General features: G+C 45.9%; 17 protein-coding genes. 11 read left to right on the top strand and 6 right to left on the bottom strand.

From position 1 onward, the window contains the following. Positions 1 to 106: 106 nt before the first annotated feature. Positions 107 to 805: a hypothetical protein gene (locus tag ACS8FD_RS04410; protein WP_439274647.1), complete on the bottom strand. Its 699-nt coding sequence runs from the start codon at positions 803 to 805 to the stop codon at positions 107 to 109. 235 nt (positions 806 to 1,040) lie between these two features. On the opposite strand from ACS8FD_RS04410, the gene dapC reads away from it, so the two are divergent. The 6 genes from dapC (at position 1,041) to ACS8FD_RS04380 (ending at position 8,421) form a co-directional block, all read left to right on the top strand. Continuing rightward, positions 1,041 to 2,258, top strand: a complete 1,218-nt coding sequence (gene dapC, locus ACS8FD_RS04405) for a succinyldiaminopimelate transaminase (RefSeq protein WP_439274646.1) — start codon at positions 1,041 to 1,043, stop codon at positions 2,256 to 2,258. 146 nt (positions 2,259 to 2,404) lie between these two features. Beyond that, positions 2,405 to 4,330: a DUF294 nucleotidyltransferase-like domain-containing protein gene (locus tag ACS8FD_RS04400; protein WP_439274645.1), complete on the top strand. Its 1,926-nt coding sequence runs from the start codon at positions 2,405 to 2,407 to the stop codon at positions 4,328 to 4,330. 68 nt (positions 4,331 to 4,398) lie between these two features. Beyond that, positions 4,399 to 5,004, top strand: coding sequence for a 3'-5' exonuclease (locus ACS8FD_RS04395; RefSeq protein WP_439274644.1), 606 nt, complete (start codon positions 4,399 to 4,401; stop codon positions 5,002 to 5,004). Between the two features lie 96 nt (positions 5,005 to 5,100). Continuing rightward, complete coding sequence (locus ACS8FD_RS04390; protein WP_439274643.1) at positions 5,101 to 7,062, top strand: D-alanyl-D-alanine carboxypeptidase/D-alanyl-D-alanine-endopeptidase; 1,962 nt, start codon at positions 5,101 to 5,103, stop codon at positions 7,060 to 7,062. Positions 7,063 to 7,169: 107 nt separating this feature from the next. Continuing rightward, positions 7,170 to 7,658 carry an ABZJ_00895 family protein gene (locus ACS8FD_RS04385; protein ID WP_439274642.1) on the top strand — a complete coding sequence of 163 codons (489 nt, stop codon included), beginning with the start codon at positions 7,170 to 7,172 and terminating at the stop codon, positions 7,656 to 7,658. Positions 7,659 to 7,875: 217 nt separating this feature from the next. Continuing rightward, a complete protein-coding gene (locus ACS8FD_RS04380) occupies positions 7,876 to 8,421 on the top strand; it encodes a DUF421 domain-containing protein (protein ID WP_439274641.1) in 546 nt (181 codons plus the stop codon). Between the two features lie 117 nt (positions 8,422 to 8,538). On the opposite strand, the gene ACS8FD_RS04375 is transcribed toward ACS8FD_RS04380, so the two are convergent. Further along, a complete protein-coding gene (locus tag ACS8FD_RS04375) occupies positions 8,539 to 8,985 on the bottom strand; it encodes a DUF2147 domain-containing protein (protein WP_439274640.1) in 447 nt (148 codons plus the stop codon). A gap of 188 nt (positions 8,986 to 9,173) precedes the next feature. Here ACS8FD_RS04375 and rlmH point away from each other — a divergent pair, with 188 nt between their 5' ends. Beyond that, positions 9,174 to 9,662 (top strand): 23S rRNA (pseudouridine(1915)-N(3))-methyltransferase RlmH, encoded by a 489-nt coding sequence (rlmH, locus tag ACS8FD_RS04370; RefSeq protein WP_439274639.1) that lies wholly within the window; start codon positions 9,174 to 9,176, stop codon positions 9,660 to 9,662. 179 nt (positions 9,663 to 9,841) lie between these two features. Further along, positions 9,842 to 10,618, top strand: a complete 777-nt coding sequence (locus tag ACS8FD_RS04365) for a DODA-type extradiol aromatic ring-opening family dioxygenase (RefSeq protein ID WP_439274733.1) — start codon at positions 9,842 to 9,844, stop codon at positions 10,616 to 10,618. A gap of 17 nt (positions 10,619 to 10,635) precedes the next feature. On the opposite strand, the gene ACS8FD_RS04360 is transcribed toward ACS8FD_RS04365, so the two are convergent. Both ACS8FD_RS04360 and ACS8FD_RS04355 read right to left on the bottom strand, forming a co-directional pair. After that, a complete protein-coding gene (locus ACS8FD_RS04360) occupies positions 10,636 to 12,129 on the bottom strand; it encodes an amidase (RefSeq protein WP_439274638.1) in 1,494 nt (497 codons plus the stop codon). A gap of 136 nt (positions 12,130 to 12,265) precedes the next feature. After that, entirely contained in the window at positions 12,266 to 15,667 is a 3,402-nt protein-coding gene (locus ACS8FD_RS04355; protein WP_439274637.1) for a DNA translocase FtsK, read from the bottom strand. A gap of 460 nt (positions 15,668 to 16,127) precedes the next feature. On the opposite strand from ACS8FD_RS04355, the gene trxB reads away from it, so the two are divergent. From trxB to ACS8FD_RS04340, 3 genes are all read left to right on the top strand, one after another. Continuing rightward, entirely contained in the window at positions 16,128 to 17,141 is a 1,014-nt protein-coding gene (gene trxB, locus ACS8FD_RS04350) for a thioredoxin-disulfide reductase (RefSeq protein WP_439274636.1), read from the top strand. Positions 17,142 to 17,159: 18 nt separating this feature from the next. Then, complete coding sequence (gene aat / locus ACS8FD_RS04345; protein ID WP_439274635.1) at positions 17,160 to 17,966, top strand: leucyl/phenylalanyl-tRNA--protein transferase; 807 nt, start codon at positions 17,160 to 17,162, stop codon at positions 17,964 to 17,966. Between the two features lie 67 nt (positions 17,967 to 18,033). Then, complete coding sequence (locus tag ACS8FD_RS04340) at positions 18,034 to 18,477, top strand: MerR family transcriptional regulator (protein ID WP_439274634.1); 444 nt, start codon at positions 18,034 to 18,036, stop codon at positions 18,475 to 18,477. Between the two features lie 26 nt (positions 18,478 to 18,503). On the opposite strand, the gene rimI is transcribed toward ACS8FD_RS04340, so the two are convergent. Continuing rightward, on the bottom strand, positions 18,504 to 18,983 hold the full coding sequence (gene rimI, locus ACS8FD_RS04335; protein WP_439274633.1) for a ribosomal protein S18-alanine N-acetyltransferase: 480 nt from the start codon (positions 18,981 to 18,983) through the stop codon (positions 18,504 to 18,506). A gap of 219 nt (positions 18,984 to 19,202) precedes the next feature. Continuing rightward, positions 19,203 to 19,760 (bottom strand): EF-Tu C-terminal domain-related protein (locus tag ACS8FD_RS04330; protein WP_439274632.1); only part of this gene is annotated, 558 nt, incomplete at its 5' end.

The raw sequence follows: 19,760 nt of genomic DNA, 5'->3' as shown, positions 1-19,760 counted from the left end.
TTTAGTTATCGCTAATAATCAGTTATTGCTGATAAGATAAATAGAAAGGATAGTGACCGCTACTTGTGAGACCATGCTGATGAGCGAAAGCTTTTATGAGTCAATACTATGACAGCGTACTTCTATAAATGATGTCATCAGCGACATCATTGAGCTCATCTTCAGCTAGCTCTAATGGCAAGACATCAGCTTGGGTTTGCTGCTGCAAAATCAGCCTCCCCGCATCGATTTCATGATTGAGTAGCGTATGTAGGCTCACTAGCCGTAACTGGCGATGATTGTTCTCGTAGATGCGCTGTAGCGAAAGGGGTGCCTCAGCATGAACGTCAGGAAACAGACTATACGAGGCTAAAATCATCATCTCATTAAAAGACTGCTCTCGCTTCAGCTGCGCTCTATGTATCTTATTTTGTATCAAATTAGCAAGATTACCCTTAAAGACAAAAGCGGCGATAAAGACTAAGGTTTGCAAGGCAAATATCAGCACATATTGCTGCAAAGACAGCGATACACTGAGCATTTTGCTCGCCAGCATTAGCACGAGCGCTACGACAACATAGCTGACTAACTGCCAAAGCAGCCACATCATTACGCTATTATCACCGAACCAAAAGACCTGCCGCTCTTTGAGCTCAATGAGACGTTGGTGCGCCTGCCACCACTGCTGCTCACGACTCTTTAATTGCTCACATACTTTACTCGCTTGTTTTGAGTCGTCATCATGCTCTACTGCTGTGCTTGCGATATTATCCAACTCTATACCGCTAATACTATTAGGTTTAGAAGCTTTGTAACTTTTAGTCATAATTATCAAATCCTCTAAAAAGCACAGTAGTTATTGATTATCGTCTTAGATATTATCGGTTAGAAGGTCAGTGATCGCCAACAGCTTTGAATGGTAGAGGTGTACTATCTTTGCTATATCAACAGGTAATAACCATCATAAGAAAAAGACAAAAAATAAGAGAGGTGCTACACTGCGCTAATGTTATTTTTCTTTATAACTTTATTATTAATTGTCTATTATAGTTACTGCGCTTATGAATCACAACTTACAAGCCTTACACCCTTATCCTTTCGCTAAAATGAGCGATTTGCTTGCTAACAGCAAGCCAAACCCGAGCTACAGCGAAATCAAGCTTGGTATTGGTGAGCCAAAACACGCGCCGCCCGCCTTTGTTTTGGACGTTTTACAGCAAAATTTGGACAGTTTAAGCCGTTATCCCACTACTAGTGGCTCTTTTGAGCTGCGACAAACGATAGCTCATTGGTTAGAAAAGCGGTTTTTTCTACGTCATGTCGATGCTTACGATCAAGTGCTGCCAGTGATGGGCACTCGTGAAGCTATCTTCAGCTTCGTACAAGCCGTGGTCAATCATAGTGAAGAGACGCCGCAGCCGACGGTAGTCATGCCCAATCCTTTTTACCAGATTTATGAGGGAGCGACACTGCTGGCCGAGGCGACGCCTTATTTTGTTCCTTGTACATTAGAGAATGATTTTAAGGGTGACTATCGTTCGGTACCTGTCGAGGTTTGGGCGCGCACTCAGCTGCTGTTTATCTGTAGTCCAAACAATCCAACCGGCTCAGTGATGAGCTTGGACGATTGGGAATTTATCATGCGTTTATCTGATAAATATGGCTTCATCATTGCCAGTGATGAGTGCTATAGCGAGCTGTATTTTGACGAGCCCCCTATCGGCTTATTACAAGCTTGTACTGCGTTTGGTCGGGATGATTTTAGGCGCTGCATCGTTTTTCATTCATTGTCCAAGCGCTCAAACTTGCCCGGTCTACGCTCAGGCTTTGTCGCTGGTGACGCGACCCTCCTAAACTCCTACTTACAGTATCGCACTTATCAAGGCTGCGCGATGCCTATCCCCCATCAGCTCGCATCGATTGCGGCGTGGCAGGATGAAAAGCATGTCGCTCATAATCGAGCGCTGTATAAAGAAAAATTTGCCTTGTGGATGGCAGAGCTTGGCGACTTATTAGAGCTGCGGATGCCGGATGCTGGGTTTTACTTTTGGGTCAAAGTGCCAGAACTATTTGCTGGAGACGATGAAGCTTTTGTAAAAGCGCTCTACGAGCAAGCAAATATTCATGCTCTAGCCGGGCGCTATTTATCCCGCGAGATCAATGGCAAAAATCCAGGGCAAAGGTATGTGCGTTTGGCGCTTGTCGCGAGCGTAGAAGAGAGTCGCGAGGCGATTGATCGTATTCGTCAATTACTGACCACTTCTCCTAGTACCGACTAATGAGCAAGCAACGTTCGAGCTGATATTTTTAATTAATCCTTAATACCCTTTATGTTATTAAGGATTATTTTTTATATAATGCTATAGTAATAGGATAAAGATCTTATTTACTATAGCGAATTAATAACGCTATCACGGATGATGCCATGATCCCTCTTGATTTTACCCAGCCGCCATTTGATGTGTTGAGCTTAGCGGAACGCCAAAGTATCAGAAAACACACCCAAATACGTTATTTAGCAGCCGATGAGCGCTTGACAGATAATGATCTAAGCTACTTTTACGTAGTGATAAAAGGTCAAATTGAGCAGACCTACGCAGGCGACTTTGTTGCTGCCTACTTCGGTAGCAATCACTCCGACCACTTTCACAGTAACGACTGGTTCGATAGCCGCCGTACGCCTAAAAAGGCAAAAAACACTAGCTCATCTCCTTCCTTTTATGACTACCGTGCCCGTGAGGATACGCTACTCTTACAAATCGATGGCGCGGCTATCGATAAGATTAGTGCTCAGAACCATTTAGTGCGTCAGCTCCTCTCTGATAAATTACCCGAAAAGCTAAAAGCCTTACAGCAGCGTCAAGGCACTAAGTCACAAAACCTATCGCTGAGTAATAGCGGCTACACGGCCCAGCAAGAAGTACAGCAGATCATGCTACAACCAGTGACCGATGTGACTTTACTCCCAGTACATATCGTTGAGGCCGCAACTAGCCTACAACAAGCGGCAAAAGTCATGACCGAAGTTGGTATGAAGCACGTGTTAGTACGTCCACTAATAGATGTCGCCGAGGACTTTAATGACAGCCAGCTAGGGGTTTTGACTGATGCTGACATTTGCCGAGCTGTCAGCGATCAGCGAGATCCAGCAACCACCTCTTGCCAAGACTACGCCAGCTTCAATTTACGTACTATCAACGCCGATAGTGAGATTGGCGATGCGTTGTTGACCATGACGCGCTATCGTATTCACCGGCTACCCGTCATCGATAATAATGGTCAAGTCGCTGGTATCTTGGGTCAAAGCGATATGCTTGCCTATATCGGCCAGCACTCACAGCTGATCAGTATCCAGATCGAGCAAGCTAAGGATTTTGCTAGTATTGATACCGCTGTTGAGCTAATTGGACGCTATATTCGTGCTCAGCAGCAAAACGGAGTCAAGATTGGTAACGTCAGTCGTATGGTACAGACGCTTAATGCGCAAGTATTTACTAAACTGTGGCAGCTTATCGTGCCTAGCGAGGTCTTGGAAAACACTTGTGTGATCGTTATGGGGTCTGAAGGACGCGGCGAGCAAATCATGCGTACCGATCAGGATAATGCACTAATCATACGCGATGGCTTTAGCCATCCGCAGCTGGCGCAGTTCGCTGATACCTTCAATCATCAGTTAGCGGCTCTAGGTTACCCGCTGTGTGACGGCAATATTATGATGACCAACCCAATGTGGCGACAACCGCTACAAGAGTTTACAGCGCAGATCAGCCGATGGTTTCAGAATACTGATCCTATGCACGCTATCTATCTATCCGCGATACTTGATAGCGAGTATGTTTGCGGCGATGAGACGCTACTGACTCAAATTCGTGACCATCTCAAAGTCGCGCATCGTCACTCAGATCCTATGTTTGTGCGGCAATTCGCGCGCGCGGCATTACAGTTTGGAGATGTTAATCAGTGGTGGCAACGGCTTGCGCCTTTATTGGGTAAGACGAATGATACAAGTATCGATCTCAAAAAGTCTGGCCTATTTCCTTTAGTCCATGGTATTCGCAGTATGGCATTGGAGTATGACATCCTGCATGTGCCCAGTACTAGAAATCGGCTAAAGGCGCTAGCGCAAGCTGGAGTACTGACTCAAGAGCGAGCCACCACTTTGGGCGAAGCATTAGAGTTCTTTATGGGTCAGCGGTTGGCAGTGGCGCTCGCTACTGATGATAAGTATGCTCGGCAAGTCGACCCTATGACGCTATCGGCGCTTGAGCGCGATGTACTAAAAGAGTGCTTGGCGGTAGTAAAGAGCTTTAAGAATCAGCTACGCCAGCACTATCAGCTCGAGATCGGTTAAGGCAAAATTAAACGGTCTAAGCGCTTTACTGCTTATTTACAACCACTATCATTAAGAAGCAAACGCTTATGAGTTGGCTCAAGCAATTATCAAACCAATGGCGAAAGACACAGCTACAGCGAGCGGAGCTAAGCTCAATGTTTGAGCCGCCTATAAAAGAGCAATGGGTGGCGATAGATTGTGAAATGACGGGTCTCAATCCTCGCAAGCATCACTTGCTCTCGGTCGCCGCCATTCACATCAACGGCGATACTATCGATACTGGTAACGGTCTGCATCTGGTATGTCGTCCGCCAGTCATGCCCGATCGCGATACTATCATCATTCATGGTCTACGTAGCGCCGATGTTGCTCAGGGTATGAGCTATGAAGAGATGCTCGCAATGCTACTACCCTTTATCAATAATCGCCCTATCGTTGGGTTTTGTCCGCAGCTAGACACCGCTTTTTTGAATCCATTAATCAAGCAATACATGGGTACTACCCTACCTAATGAAGTGCTTGATGTTAGACGCTTATACAGTCAGCGTATGGGCGATCGCGATCCCAATACGCCTAACGCTTCACAGCAATTATCCAAGATACTTGCTCATTACAATATTCCTGAATTTGGTAGCCACGACGCCTATAATGATGCGCTGATGACTGCTATGGCTTTTTTGCATGTACGCTAAAAGTGCTGTTTCAACCTTTATTTTGTGCGCTTTTTAAGACTCACATAGACACTCATGTTACTATAAGCCGTTTTATGATTTAAGCTCAGATGCCTCATGACCCTATTCTCTAGACTCTCAAGTTTTGCTTCTATTTCAAGCGCTACTACTAGCCATCAGCATTTAGGAGTATTAGCGTGCGCCATTCTCACTTTGATGCCGCTTACTTCACAAGCAGCGCTACCTGCCTCTATTGAGGCGGCATTAAATAAAGCCGAGCTAAGCCCTGATACGATCAGTATCTTCATTACCCCACTCGGTGATAAAACCAATAGTCGTTTGCCCCCTATCATAAAAGTCATCGATAGCAATACTGAGGGTGATGGCGCTACTGTTGGTAGTCTTGATACTGAAGCAGTAGCTGTAACCAACGCGGCTCAAAGCGCTAATAATAATAGCAATAATAAAGGCGCCAATTCAGCTATCACCATCGACAAACAAGCCATTCAACAACAAAACCGTAAGCTGCAAGCTTATACCGATGACCCTTATACTTATCAAAGCTTAGAGAATCCACCGCCGATACTGACAATCGATGAAAGCCGCACCGTTCGCTATAACGAGACTGAAGATGCTGCCAAACGCCAACTTACACCACTGATTAGCCATAATATCGATATCCCGCGTACCCCTGCCAGCACTATGAAGCTGATCCCTAGCTTTGTGGCACTCGATACGCTAGGCGCGGATTTTGTTTGGTTTACTCGGGTCTATCACACTGGCATCATCCTTGGTGATACACTGCAGGGCGACTTGATCATTCAGGGAAGCGGCGACCCAAAAATGACACATGAGCGCTTAGAGCAGCTACTCTATCAAGTGCAAAAAACCGGCATTCGGCGTATTGACGGCGATATCATTGTCGATAGCTCGATATTCAATAACGTCAGTAAAGATCCCGCTGCTTTCGATAACGCCCCTTTGCGGCCTTATAATGCTAGTCCGGATGGATTTTTAGTGAATTTTAATAGTCTTGCTATTAGGACGTATCCTTTGGCAGATGGACAGGCGCAGCTCGCTTATACGCCGCAATTGGCAAATTACCAGCTGCCAAGTCAAATAGATACTCGTAGTGCCAGCTGCTCGCAGGCTCGTAACAGCCTAGCGCCGCGCTGGCAACAAGACAAACTATCTCTCAATGCTAAGCTGCCAGACAGCTGCGGTGAGCATGTCTTCTATGTCAATTACCCCGACGCCAAAGAGTTTGCTGCTCGTGTCATAGCGGCAAAATGGCAGGCGCTCGGCAATACGCTTAGTGGAGACGTACTGAGTCAAGAAAAACCCTACGCAGCGTATCATTCGCATGTTGGCTTATCTTCTTTGCCTTTATCGCCGTTACCGCTAGTCAGTTATCCATCCTACAACCTGGCGCAGCAAATATACGATATCAATCACTTCTCTAATAATGTGATGACTGAGCAAGTGGCGTTATCTATCGGTAGCTATCATAAAGCTAAGCGCGCAGTTACTACCGATACGAATAACAGCGCCGCAAATAGCAGCGCTGTTATTGGGCAGACTATAACTGACGTTAATATTACTAAGCCAAACGCCTCTAGCCTCTATCAATTTGGGCAAGCAACAGCGACTGATTACCCGCAGGCATTAGCGCGGATCAATGACTGGTGGCAAACTAATTTGACCACTGCCCCGCCGTATCTGACCAATGGTTCAGGACTATGCCGCGATTGCACGGTGACTGCCGCCAATCTAAATGAGCTTTTGAGCTTTGCTTACCATCATCCAAGCTTCGATGCTTACGTCAACTCATTAGGCGTCGCTGGCGTAAGTGGAACGATTATGCATCATAGTGAGCGCTTGCCGGAATCAAAGGCTATTGGCCGAGCTTGGATAAAAACCGGAACTTTAAACAATGTCACCGCCATGGCAGGTTATGTCAAAGGACAGTCCGGACAAGATTATGCGGTAGTCGGCTTGATTAATACCGACGGGGCGCTAAATCCTTATCTGGCTCGCCCAGTACTCGATGCTATGCTTGATTGGACTGCAAAGAGGTAATTTGAGCTGAGTGTCCTTATCTCAGACTTAACTTGATTTTGTAGATACCTTTAGACAATTGGGAATAGAGTTATCTTTTTATATAGGCAAACTACACAGGCAAAGTTATGTCGCGCAAATCCGCAAACTTAAGTAAATCTAAGGCTCAGTCAGTGATTAGTCCATCGGCATCACCAGTCAAAATCACGCCGTACTTAGGATTTTTTATGCTGGGCTATATTCTTGCCAGCGCTTTATTAATGCTGCTGCAAACGCAAATTGCGCTCAATCCACAATTAGTGACTTTACTGTCTATCTTAGTGGGTGCCTTTATTGCGGTGCACAAATTCAGCAAATACCATCGCCGGGCGCTACGTAAAGATGAGATAATCAAACTAGCAGTTGGTGGTACAGGCGTCGTCTGGTTGATGAACGCGCTTTACTTTTTTGCCATTTGGCTATGGTTGTTTGATGACGCCAATCGGCAAGTATTTATAGAAATGAGCCTGCAGCAACCGCTGCCTTTATTGGCCGCTTTAATCGCGATCATGCTGCTTACTTTTATTAGCGCTGGTATTGGTATTTGGCTATTTAATCGCTTGTTTGCATCCAAGTGATCAATCCACTCAACAATCAAGCAACCCTTTAAAAGTTTATGCTATAAGCTCATTTTTATTAGTTTACAGCTATAACTGGTACTTACTACAAAATTTTTACCCTACTGCGCTACAAAATCCGTTAGGCTAATTGACCCTCTCACTGCCATTAATGAATAGCTATACCTGAACAATAGCTAGCAAAAATATAGACAGCGTATAAATAGGAATAATCATTATGGATATGCTATTTTTTGACGATATAGAAAAGCTGGCACGTATTGTCCTGACCGCGGTACTGGTCTATATCTTAATTGTCGTCACCACTAAAGTCTCAGGCAAGCGCTCAACCTCGCAGCTCAATAACTTTGACTGGATCGTTACGGTTATGATCGGCTCATTGGGCGCTAGTACGATCTTGCTCAAGGACATCCCGTTCATTGAAGGTGGTGCTTCTATTTTAACCTTGTACGTTTTACAGTATTTGGTGACCAAATACGCTGCTTACTCGCCTTACTTTGGCCGTCTTATTCTCTCTGAGCCGCGTATTTTGTTTTATCAAGGAGAGTTTTTGACAACGGCGATGCTCGAAGAACGGCTCACTCGACAGGAGCTTGAAAGTGCGATGCGCAAAGAAGGCATCCACAATATAAAGGATGTCGAAGCTATCATCTTAGAGTCTGATGCTATGCTCAGTGTCATCCCCAAAAATCACGATGGTCCTAATGACTCCGACAACACTGATCCTAGTGACACTTTAGAGCCGCTTATTCGGCAGCCGTAATGAGCTCAGCACGAGGATATCACTTGTAGCCTTGTAGCTCAGTACAAAAAAACACGCATAAAAAAAGAGGACTAATGATTATTAGTCCTCTTTTTTTATGCGTGTTTTTTACACTAATTATTTGATACGTTTCCAAGTCTGTGAGCGACCAAACAAGGGTGTACCCACGTAGCCTCGCAGATCTAAGCTCTGACCGTTGTCACTCAAGGTAATTTTTCCTGAGTAAACTTTGCCAGACTCAGGATCAACCAGTTTGCCATCGCTCCACTTATTATTACCATCAGCTTTTAGGCCTGTCAAAATCTGCAGCCCTTCGACTGGTTTATTTTTTAGGCTGCCGGGACATTTGGTACAGACCGCTTTCGCCTTTTGCTTATCAAGTACCTTGATAATTTTGCCGGAGACCTTGCCGCCATTTTCATTTAACTGGATGATGGCCTTTTTTTCGCCCGTTTTATCATCGACCGTCTGCCATTGACTACCATCCAATGAGGCGGCAAACACGGAAGTGGATAGTAGAGCACCTGCAGTAAGGGTTAGTACAGTTGATATAGTACGGTTCATAAACGACTCCTTTCGTAAAAACTTTTAATTAAGTCCATAAAAAATATAACTGTGTGACAAAACAAACTCTTGTTTGTCGAATGCTAGTTAACCATAAAAAAAAGGGCTATAAAAGTCTTGTTTGTTACATTAACTTAAGCGTAGACTTCTTTTGTTATTTTTACTCAATTATTGGAGTGCTAACTGCCATGAAAATCAGAATACTGAGCGTCGGTAATAAAATGCCTAAATGGATACAGACAGGGTTTGACGAATATTTCAAACGTATCCAGCCTATGCTCAGCACAGAAATCGTGGAGATTGCTGCGGCAAAACGAGCAAAAAACCCATCAACTGCTAATCTAGCACAGTACCGTGAGCAAGAAGGACAGGCGATACTGGCGGCGCATAATGCTTCAGGGCATGAGCAATTATGGGTGCTCGATGTCAAAGGTAAAATGCTCTCAACCGAAAAGTTAGCGGACAAAATTGCCGATGTCATGCCACAAGGCATGGACGTGGCGTTAGTAATAGGCGGCGCTGATGGCGTCTCACCCGCAGTACTAGCAAAAGCCGATATGACCTGGTCACTATCAGCGCTCACTTTACCGCATCCGCTAGTGCGAGTCGTGCTGATGGAGCAGCTGTATCGCGCAATGAGTATCAATAACAACCATCCTTATCACCGTGGCAACTAGCACTAGAGCTGAGCTAAAACACCCAAACGGATTGAAAAACGTGAATCTGCCCTAATAAAGCTGACATGAACCAATCAAAGTCAGTCAGATCCACTAGCCCGCCTAATCATAGCTCTCAACATGAGAACCTTGATACGACTGCGCCTATCAGCGGTGCCGCTGCATGGGCAGATGCGCCTATGGGCTTGGCTAACGCGGCCAAATTGCCTGCTTTATTTATCTCGCATGGCGCGCCAACCTTAGCTATCGAGCAGTCAGCAACTACCAGCGCGCTAGCTCGCATCGGACAAAACTTACCTAAGCCGCGAGCCATTATCATTATGTCGGCGCACTGGGTATCTACTAAGCTTGAGATTAGTAGTAATCCGCAGCCAAAGACTTGGCACGATTTTTCAGGATTTAACCAAGAGCTACATGAGCTGCAGTATCCAGCGCCAGGTCATGCCTCGCTTGCTGAGTCTCTAGCACAGCAGCTCAGCGCACGCGGTATCAATACCGCAGCCAACCCGCTACGAGTCAGTGATCATGGCGTTTGGTCGCCGCTTCGTCACCTCTATCCGCAGGCAGATATCCCTGTCGTACAAATCTCTTTACCCCACAATTATGACAGCATTGCTTGTTATCAATTAGGCGCGCAGCTTGCTCGTCTGCGCGAGCAGCAAATTCTAATCATCGGTTCAGGTAATATCACTCATAATTTGCAAGCACTACGCTGGGAAGCCGATAGCGTGGATAAGACGGCAAAGGACTTTAAGCTGTGGTTATTGCAGCAGCTCAAAACCGATATCCCTGCCGCCTTAAACTGGCAGCAGTATCCTAATTACAAAGACATCCATCCAAGCGATGAGCATTTGCTACCGTTGTTTTTTGCTTTAGGTGCTGGGCAGCGTGTTAATGTTGTGCATCAAAGCATGGCGCACCATAGCTTAGGGATGGATATTTACCGCTTTGATTAGCTTTATCTTAATTTAGGCTACTTTGCAAAAGCGGGCTTAGTAAACATGCCGGCGCGTTCCATCTCACCTGCCACACTAAATAGTGTTGTTTCATCATTCATGCGCCCGATAAGCTGCATACCAATAGGTAAACCTTTTTTACTCATGCCTACGGGTACAGAGACCGCTGGCAAGCCTGTAACATTACCTAATAAAGTAAAAGCCATCTTGCTCAATACCGGATGGCTGAGCTTCTCTATCATGCCAGAGCTAAAGGCATACTTACCCATATCGATCCCTTTATTGAGCACTTCCGCACTACGCATCAGCATCTCATCCATTACGCTTGGCGGCAGTACACCGTGCTTGACCGCGGTTGTCGGAACGGTCGGACACAAAATCATGTCATAGCTCTCTAATAATAGCCCTGTCTGATACTGACTGTCATGCCAGCCTTGCTTAGCATGCGCCAAATCAACCGCTGATAAGGAGCGTCCTAGTAGCGCCATATTTTGGGTCTGTGGCTCAAGTTTTTTGACGTGGTGGGCACCATAATTACGCTCAATATCATCGATGGTAAAGGCGGTATGCGTACAGACCACCACCATAAAATCATGCCAAAACTGCTCTATATTGATATTCGGCTCGGCAGGCACCACACGATGCCCCATGGCCTCTAGCTGTTTCGCGGTATGCTCGAGTACCGCTAACACTTCCTTATCCACTACCGTACCGGCAATCAGCGGCTGCTGATGCAAGGCAATGGTGAGCGTTTTGGGAGCGCGCATCGCCGCCTCTAAAAAGCTACCTTTGGGCGGGGCAATCACGAACGGCGCGCCAATCTCAGCGCCGCTAGTGGCATCGAGCATGGCGGCACTATCACGCACGCTACGGGTAATCACGTGATCAGCGACCGCGCCTTCCCAGCCTTCTCCAACCTTAGGTCCCATAGGATTGCGACCACGGCTAGGTTTGAAACCAAAAGTGCCACACCAAGCCGCTGGAAAACGAATAGAACCACCGCCATCACCGGCGCCTGCCATCGGTACGATACCACTCGCTACTGCAGCGGCGCTACCACCCGATGAGCCGCCAGAGCTATAGCCTTTTTTAAACGGATTATGAGTGGCGCCATGAGCCTTGGGCTCAGTGGTGATAATAAGGCCAAACTCAGGCGTATTAGTCTTGCCAAAGGTATTGACCCCTGTTGCCTTCATACGCTTGACAATCTCACTATCGTAATCTGACATGATATTGACGCTACGGCTGCCCATGGTCAAAGGCTCACCCTCAAAGCTAAAAGATAAGTCTTTTAGCAAATAAGGTACACCGGTAAAAGCGCCAGACGGCAGGCCTGCTTGCGCCTTATGGTAAGCACGCTCATCGAAACGGTGGATAATAGCGTTTAGCTTAGGGTTAAGCTTATTGGCGCGGGCAACGGCACTATCGAGCAACTCTTTGGTGCTGACCTCGCCTTTGCTAACGAGTTCTGCTAAGCCTAGCGCGTCAAATTGAGTGTATTCTTTAAACATAAGGCATCCTTGCATAGCTGTTGGTTTTGTCATTTATATAAGCAAATACTATAGCTTAGAATCAAGCGAAAACAAAATTTGCAATAAAAAAACGAGCTATTTGCGTAGCTCGTTTTTTTAAGGTTTTATGATAGATTTACATCAGCAGCTCACGCTTACCGCTTTTACCCATTGAGCTGACAAGGCCCGCCTCTTCCATTGAATCGACGATACGCGCGGCGCGATTATAGCCAATGCTAAATTTGCGCTGAATGGACGATGCGGAGACTTTGCGCGTCTCCATAATAAAGGCCACCGCATCATTATAAAGATCGTCATCTTCGCCTGACGCGCTAGCACCAGAGCTACCACCGCCGGAGCTTGATAATTCAAAATTGCCCGCCATATTATCGATATAATCTGGAGCGCCGCGCTCACGCCATGCGTCACAGACGCGGTTGACCTCCTCATCACTGACATAAGCGCCATGCACCCGATCAGGCTCAATTTGACCTGGCCCTAAGAACAGCATATCACCATTACCGAGCATGTCTTCAGCGCCTCCACTATCTAGTATCGTCCGCGAATCGACTTTTGAGTTGACTCGTAGAGCCGCACGTACTGGAATGTTGGCTTTGATCAGGCCGGTGATGACATCGACCGAAGGACGCTGAGTCGCTAGCATCAAGTGAATACCGGAAGCCCGTGATTTTTGCGCAAGACGCGTGATCAGCTCTTCGGCTTGTTTGCCCACTTGCATGATCATATCGGCAAACTCATCGGCGACGATGACAATCATCGGGAGCGTTTTGAGCTTAGGCGCTTGGTCGATACTGACATTATCGTTGGGACGCCATAAAGGATCGAGCATCGGCTTGCCTGCCTTTTCAGCGGCGAGGACCTTTTTATTGAACTCATTGAGTTTACGCACCTTTAGCAGGCTCATTAGCTGATAACGGCGCTCCATCTCTGCTACACACCAAGACAAGCTACTGGCTGCCTCGGTCATATCAGTTACCACAGGCGTCAGCAGATGCGGAATCTCATTGTAGTTGGCCAGCTCAAGCTGCTTTGGATCAATGAGAATTAATCTTAGCTCATTAGGGGTGTATTTGAGTAGCATCGATAGCAGCATGGAGTTAACCAGTACCGACTTACCAGAGCCTGTGGTACCAGCGACTAACATGTGCGGCGCGCGTGCCAGATCAGTAATGATAGGTTTGCCGCCGATATCTTTACCCATCGCCATGCTGATTTGCGCGCTAGGGTCTTTATACTTTTCGGTATTTAATAGCTCAATTAAGCGTACCATTTCGCGCTGCTTATTCGGTACCTCGATACCGATATAAGGCTTCCCAGGGATGACCTCGACCACGCGCAATGAGGCCATAGACAAGGAGCGGGCCAAATCACGTGAGATACCGGTGACTTTACTGGCTTTGATCCCCGCAGCAAGCTCAACCTCAAAGCGGGTGACTACCGGTCCTGGAATCGCTTGTACGACTTCGGCTTTGACATTGAACTCTTGGAGTTTGATCTCTAGTAGCTCTGATAATTGCTCAAGCTCTGCGACGGTGTAGCTCGGCTCACGGTCAGGATCAGGCTTATCGAGAATAGACAGCTCTGGGATTTTACTGAGGCTACTGCGGTACTGAGCAGTTTGCATCGATCTTGAGCGGTTAGCAAAAGCTTCATCATCATGAATATCCGGCATGACTGGCTCATCCAAATCCTCACTACTCGCCGGGCTATTATCTTCGGGCATCATATCAGTAATATGATTGCTCGCATCGCCATCAGGTACCGCAAAGCTGACCGCAGGTTTTGTCACTGGTGCTGACTCTACCGGTAACTCATCATCCAATTTCTGCGCTTTTGGCGCTTCTTTTGGATTGGACGGCGGCGTATTAGTTGGGGTCATATTTGCAAGCGAGGAGGCATTGTCTGTGGGCACTGACTCACTGACAGGGGTGGCGGTCGAGGCTGCTTTCCTAGCTGCATTTTCTGTGACTACCGCGGCTGCGACTGCAGGCTTTGTTATAGGGTTAGCAGGCGAAGATGATTCGGTAGCAGTATTTTCACTAGCTGCTGTTTCCCTGTTATTTATTTCAGTGCTAGCTGTTTGCGTGGTATCTGCCTCAGCTTGCTTAGCGCTTATTTGATGAGTGCTGGGGGATTGTGCAACGGCGCTAGGTTCAGAGGTACTATGCTCAGCTAACCAAGCATCGGCTAAACCATCAACCTGAGCTGATGTTGTCAGCACTGCTACGCTCTCCAATGTTTCTTTATGAGTCTCAGTATTGGCTGGCTCAGCGTTTACTTTATTATTTGCTATATCGTTTGCTTGATTCGTTTGTGTGTAGCTAGCGGCAGTCTCAGTTGTCCCTTTAGATTCAATAATCGCTGCTTGCTCAGACTCTAAATGAGTCATTTGATCGATTTGACCGCCCTGCTCTGCCTGATTCATAGTAGCCGAGGGTACAGCAGGTGCCGGTGTCCCTTGCTCAGCAGCAGATTCACGAGCGAGCAAATCAGCCACCATGTCATCATCATTCCAAGCGAAGCTGGGCTCAACTTTGCGTAGCGGCGCAGTAGTTGCGCTAGTGTTTTGTTGACGCGGATGAGCTAAACTATGGGTACGCTCTATATTCGCAGTAGCGGTAGCGGTAGCGGGCTGTAGATGATCCGACATGGCTTTATTAGTAGCTGCCGCTTCAGCGCTTGCTATCGCCTCTTTGACGCTAGCACCCAATCCTGATTTAGCTAGAAAGTCAGTCAACACATGACTAAAGCGGCTACTATTTTGGGCGGTAGCGCTAGATGCTTCTTGCAGCTCAAGTGGTAGCTGCTCATAGTCGGCTGCTTTAGTAAAACTATCACTGCTTTGATTTTCTACGCCAGCTTCATCATCGGTAGCCAAGACGCCATTATCAAGAGCGTTGGCTTTCTCAGACGAGCCTGTGCTAGCCATACTACCAATACCTGAACCGAACCAATGCAAATCAGTCAATTTGTGATATAGCGATAACCAATGAATATTAAAGGCAAAAGTAGCGGTCACTATCACAAAAGCGCTCAAAAATAACAGGCTACCCCATTTAGTCAGTAACAGCGCTAAGCGCGCTTGCAGCTCAAGTCCAATGATACCACCAGCTACGCCTTTGAGGCCTGATGTTACCGGATCTGCCACTTGCTGAATCAAGGCCATTAACTGTGCAAATAGAGCGCTGGCACTCAATAGCAAAAAGATATAAGCCACCAAACGCAGCACCCAAAAAGTCGGTTTGTTATTCCACCAAATCAAGATAGACTCGTAAACCATAAATACCAGCAGCCACCATGCGCTATAGCCAAAAAAGCTATAAAGCAGATCAGACAACCACGCGCCTGTCGCGCCGCCCATATTATTGATAGTGGTCATATCGCTACTGATATGTGACCAGCTAGGATCATTACCGGTATACGTCATCAAGATAATGAACAGATAGACTGCCAACATTAACCCAAGAATGGTAAATATCCCTTTTTTTAAATAGTCTATAACTGCTGCTGATATCACGTAGGATCTGCCTTTATCAATATATTGATACTAAATAAATGGTAACACACGATTGCTCGCAACCGTGCTCAGGTGTTTATAGGCTTGCTCATATGCTGACTTGCTTTTAAACTCTAAATCCTAAAAATAATAAAGCTCAATTAACATAGCTTTATATTTACAAGACGCTGTTTCCATAGCTTTTACTGCTCTTTATCTAACTGGTTATGATAACAAATACCTAGCCGAAGTGGCGAGTGTGTTATCAAGAAAGCGGGCTTTAATTTTAAGGTATAGTTTAGTTCTTATAATAGCGATGTTTGTTTTAGCAAACTTGCACTTTTTGCCTACTGCCCTTATGTTATTATCACATCGCAATGACAAAAACCATCTTAGTCGCAATTTTTGATCATTCATTTGAATGACTTATAACGCTTCGTATTTATAATCAGTTCATTAAATCATTAGTAAGGAATATTTTATGGCAACTGACACCACAGCGCCACGTCACGAAAAGCTCATTATTTTAGGTTCAGGCCCTGCAGGTTACGCTGCAGCTGTCTATGCAGCGCGTGCCAATCTTAAGCCTGTCATGATTACCGGCCTAGAAGTCGGTGGACAGTTGACCACAACGACAGAAGTCGATAACTGGCCAGGTGATGCTCATGATTTAACAGGTCCGGCACTGATGGATCGTATGAAAGCGCATGCCGAGCGCTTTGGTACAGAGCTGGTCTATGATCACATCAATGAAGTGAAGCTGGATGAGCGTCCTTTTACTTTGATTGGTAATAATGGCAGCTACACTTGCGATGCACTCATTATCTCAACCGGCGCCTCAGCTCAGTATTTGGGCTTAGAGTCAGAAGAAAAATTCAAAGGCTTAGGCGTATCTGCTTGTGCCACTTGCGATGGGTTCTTTTATAAAGATCAAAAAGTCGCGGTCATCGGTGGTGGTAACACGGCTGTTGAAGAAGCGCTGTATCTATCCAATATTGCCTCAGAAGTCACCTTAGTGCATCGCCGTGATAGCCTACGCTCTGAGAAAATCCTGCAAGACAAACTGTTCGAGAAAGCCAAAAACGGCAATGTCAAGATCGAGTGGAATCATACGGTTAAAGAAGTCGTGGGCGATGATATGGGTGTCAATGGCGTCGTTATCGAATCGACCGAGGATGGCAGCAGTAAGCAGCTGGATATTCATGGCGTATTTATCGCTATCGGCCATAAACCCAACACCGACATGTTCAAAGGTCAACTTAAGATGAATGATGGTTATATTATCGTCAATAGTGGTATTAATGGTAATGCTACCCAGACCAGTATTGAGGGCGTATATGCTGCAGGTGATGTTGCCGATCATGTTTATCGTCAAGCGATTACCTCAGCAGGTACCGGCTGTATGGCCGCTCTCGATGCTGAAAAATACTTAGACGCGATTGGCGAGACTGTTGCCGCTGATCATACTTATGCGTCAACATTGACGATCGATTAAAGCGAAGTAATCATTACTATGATTAATGAGTTTGATATCCATGATATGACGCCTGAGACTTTTTATAAAACCATTAAAGGGCTTGGGCGTTATGACTTTCCGAATCCAAATGAGGTCGATCCTGACGGCTACGGCGTAGTCGCACTAGGTGGCGATCTTGCCCCTGAGACGCTGATATCAGCTTATGCGCAGGGGCTATTTCCTTGGTTTAATGAAGATGAGCCTATTGCTTGGTGGTGCCCTGAGCCGCGCTGCGTTATCGTGCCAAGCGATTATCAGCCTAGTAAATCACTCCGTAAACAAGCTCGGCGCTCGCGCTGGCAGTTAACGGTTAATCAAGCCTTCGATGAAGTGATTCACGCTTGTAGTTTGCCACGCAGTAATGGACTGCCTGAGGGTGAGCACACTTGGATTCATCAAGAGATGATCGAAGCTTATACCGAGCTCCATCGCTATGGTTTCGCTCATAGCATAGAGGTTTGGGATGACAATGGTCAGCTGATAGGCGGACTTTATGGACTAAAAATTGGCCACATTTATTTTGGTGAGTCGATGTTTCATCGTGCTTCCAACGCTTCGAAATTAGCCTTTTGGGGTCTGATGCAGCTTTGCGTTGACAGCGACGTGGCGCTAGTCGATTGTCAGCTGCCCAATGATCATCTATTAAGCTTAGGCGCAACTACCCTCAGCCGTAGTCAGTTTTTGACGCAACTAGAGCGTTTATTACATAAAGGCGCTGTTAAATGGCACAAACAACCCCATCAGCCGGTGTCTGTGGCTAGGCTAGATAGCTCTGATAAACATTCGAAAATTTGGCCACTCTAGACTGCTACTAATGTCTCATAAATAGATGACATTTAGTCGATAAGATTGGTTCATAAAAGAGGTCAAGATGCCAGATACTGCGTTTTTACTCATTGGGGCTTTAGCAAAAAAAGCCAATACCACCAAAGATACTATACGTCATTATGACGAGCTAGGACTACTAAAGTCTCGCAAGCGGCAAGCGGGTTCGCGGCTTTATACTGAGTTTCATTCCGAATGTATTGAGCGGATTGAGCTGATTAAAAGCGCGCAGGCTATTGGTTTTACCCTTACTGAGATAAAAAACAGCCTTGATGACTATTACGATGGTAATTTGAATCTTGATGAGCAACTGCTCGTCACTCAGCAAAAGCTAGAACAAGTCAAAAAACAACAAGACAATATCAACCTTATGGTGGAGATGCTAACCCAGCGCATTACACTGCTTACGCGTATGCAAGAGGATGATAGTTACGTGCCTTCTATAGAAGATTGTAAAAACAACAGCTCTACGCTTCCTTATCATCGATAGCCCTGCCAACTTGCTAACTTTTTTCTTCAATCTGCCTTTTTATAGTTCAGCTGCATAATCAGAGCATCGATAGCAGGCTGATGCGCTATTTTATAATAGCCTTTGCGCTGATGAATCGTCTCAAAACCTTGCTGCTCATACAGAGCTATCGCTGGCGCATTATCGGCTCTTACTTCTAATATTAGACTTTCAGCATTTAACTCTTTTAGCTGTTGATTTAATTTACTAATTAGTTTGGAAGCGATACCTTGGCGTTGATAGTCAGGATGCGTACCGATTCTTAATATCTCTGCTTGCTCAAATAAAGCTTGATAAAGACAGTAACCGACGGCTTTATCGCTTTGATAAACGACTAATAAATCAATGCTATCTTGTGCAAGTAATTCTATTACTGTCTGGTAGCTCCAAGCATCTTGTTGTTGAATAATAGCTTCAATATCAGCAACGGCTCGTATAATTTCTTGAGCCCCAGATAATTTTTTATTAAGTAAATCTATAGTTAGCACTACTCTCTCCTACTTTTAAGCACTATTTGTAAATACAACTATCGCTATAATCCCGTAAATACTATCTTAACTCTTATTATTACCTATAAAAAATACGATCGCCCATAAAAAAAGCCGTCCTCATAAGAGAACGGCTTTTGATTGATCTTTAATGCGTAAGATTAGAGTAAAGACTCAACCTCACTAATATAGATCAGCTAATTACTTAAGCATCAGCTATTAGTTACTGACGTTAGCAACCACACCAGCACCTACCGTACGGCCGCCTTCACGAATAGCGAAACGTAGGCCTTTGTCCATAGCGATCGGGTGGATAAGCTCAACACTCATCTCAACGTTGTCGCCAGGCATAACCATTTCAGTACCGTCTTGTAATTGGATTGCGCCAGTTACGTCAGTGGTACGGAAGTAGAACTGTGGACGATAGCCGTTTAGGAATGGTGTGTGACGACCACCTTCTTCTTTGCTTAGTACGTATACTTCGGCGTCAAACTTGGTATGCGGGGTGATTGAACCTGGCTTCGCTAGTACTTGGCCACGCTGTACGTCTTCACGCTTAGTACCACGTAATAGGACACCACAGTTCTCACCAGCACGACCTTCGTCTAGCAGTTTACGGAACATCTCGACACCAGTACAGGTGGTTTTTTGAGTGTCACGGATACCGACGATTTCGATTTCGTCGCCGACGCGGACGATACCTGATTCAACACGGCCGGTTACGACGGTACCACGACCTGAGATTGAGAATACGTCTTCGATTGGCATTAGGAATGC

The sequence above is a fragment of the Psychrobacter sp. 1U2 genome, from assembly GCF_051847575.1.
Note: the sequence above shows the minus strand (reverse complement) of the source record. Positions and strands in the feature narration are given on the sequence as shown.

Excerpts from the sequence above, each read along its gene's own strand:
- ACS8FD_RS04375 (WP_439274640.1), bottom strand. The coding sequence starts at position 8,985 with ATGAACCGTACTATATCAACTGTACTAACCCTTACTGCAGGTGCTCTA.
- ACS8FD_RS04380 (WP_439274641.1), top strand. The coding sequence starts at position 7,876 with ATGGATATGCTATTTTTTGACGATATAGAAAAGCTGGCACGTATTGTC.
- ACS8FD_RS04340 (WP_439274634.1), top strand. The coding sequence starts at position 18,034 with ATGCCAGATACTGCGTTTTTACTCATTGGGGCTTTAGCAAAAAAAGCC.
- ACS8FD_RS04410 (WP_439274647.1), bottom strand. The coding sequence starts at position 805 with ATGACTAAAAGTTACAAAGCTTCTAAACCTAATAGTATTAGCGGTATA.
- dapC (WP_439274646.1), top strand. The coding sequence starts at position 1,041 with ATGAATCACAACTTACAAGCCTTACACCCTTATCCTTTCGCTAAAATG.
- trxB (WP_439274636.1), top strand. The coding sequence starts at position 16,128 with ATGGCAACTGACACCACAGCGCCACGTCACGAAAAGCTCATTATTTTA.
- ACS8FD_RS04385 (WP_439274642.1), top strand. The coding sequence starts at position 7,170 with ATGTCGCGCAAATCCGCAAACTTAAGTAAATCTAAGGCTCAGTCAGTG.
- ACS8FD_RS04400 (WP_439274645.1), top strand. The coding sequence starts at position 2,405 with ATGATCCCTCTTGATTTTACCCAGCCGCCATTTGATGTGTTGAGCTTA.
- aat (WP_439274635.1), top strand. The coding sequence starts at position 17,160 with ATGATTAATGAGTTTGATATCCATGATATGACGCCTGAGACTTTTTAT.
- ACS8FD_RS04395 (WP_439274644.1), top strand. The coding sequence starts at position 4,399 with ATGAGTTGGCTCAAGCAATTATCAAACCAATGGCGAAAGACACAGCTA.
- rlmH (WP_439274639.1), top strand. The coding sequence starts at position 9,174 with ATGAAAATCAGAATACTGAGCGTCGGTAATAAAATGCCTAAATGGATA.
- ACS8FD_RS04390 (WP_439274643.1), top strand. The coding sequence starts at position 5,101 with ATGACCCTATTCTCTAGACTCTCAAGTTTTGCTTCTATTTCAAGCGCT.
- ACS8FD_RS04365 (WP_439274733.1), top strand. The coding sequence starts at position 9,842 with ATGGGCTTGGCTAACGCGGCCAAATTGCCTGCTTTATTTATCTCGCAT.
- ACS8FD_RS04360 (WP_439274638.1), bottom strand. The coding sequence starts at position 12,129 with ATGTTTAAAGAATACACTCAATTTGACGCGCTAGGCTTAGCAGAACTC.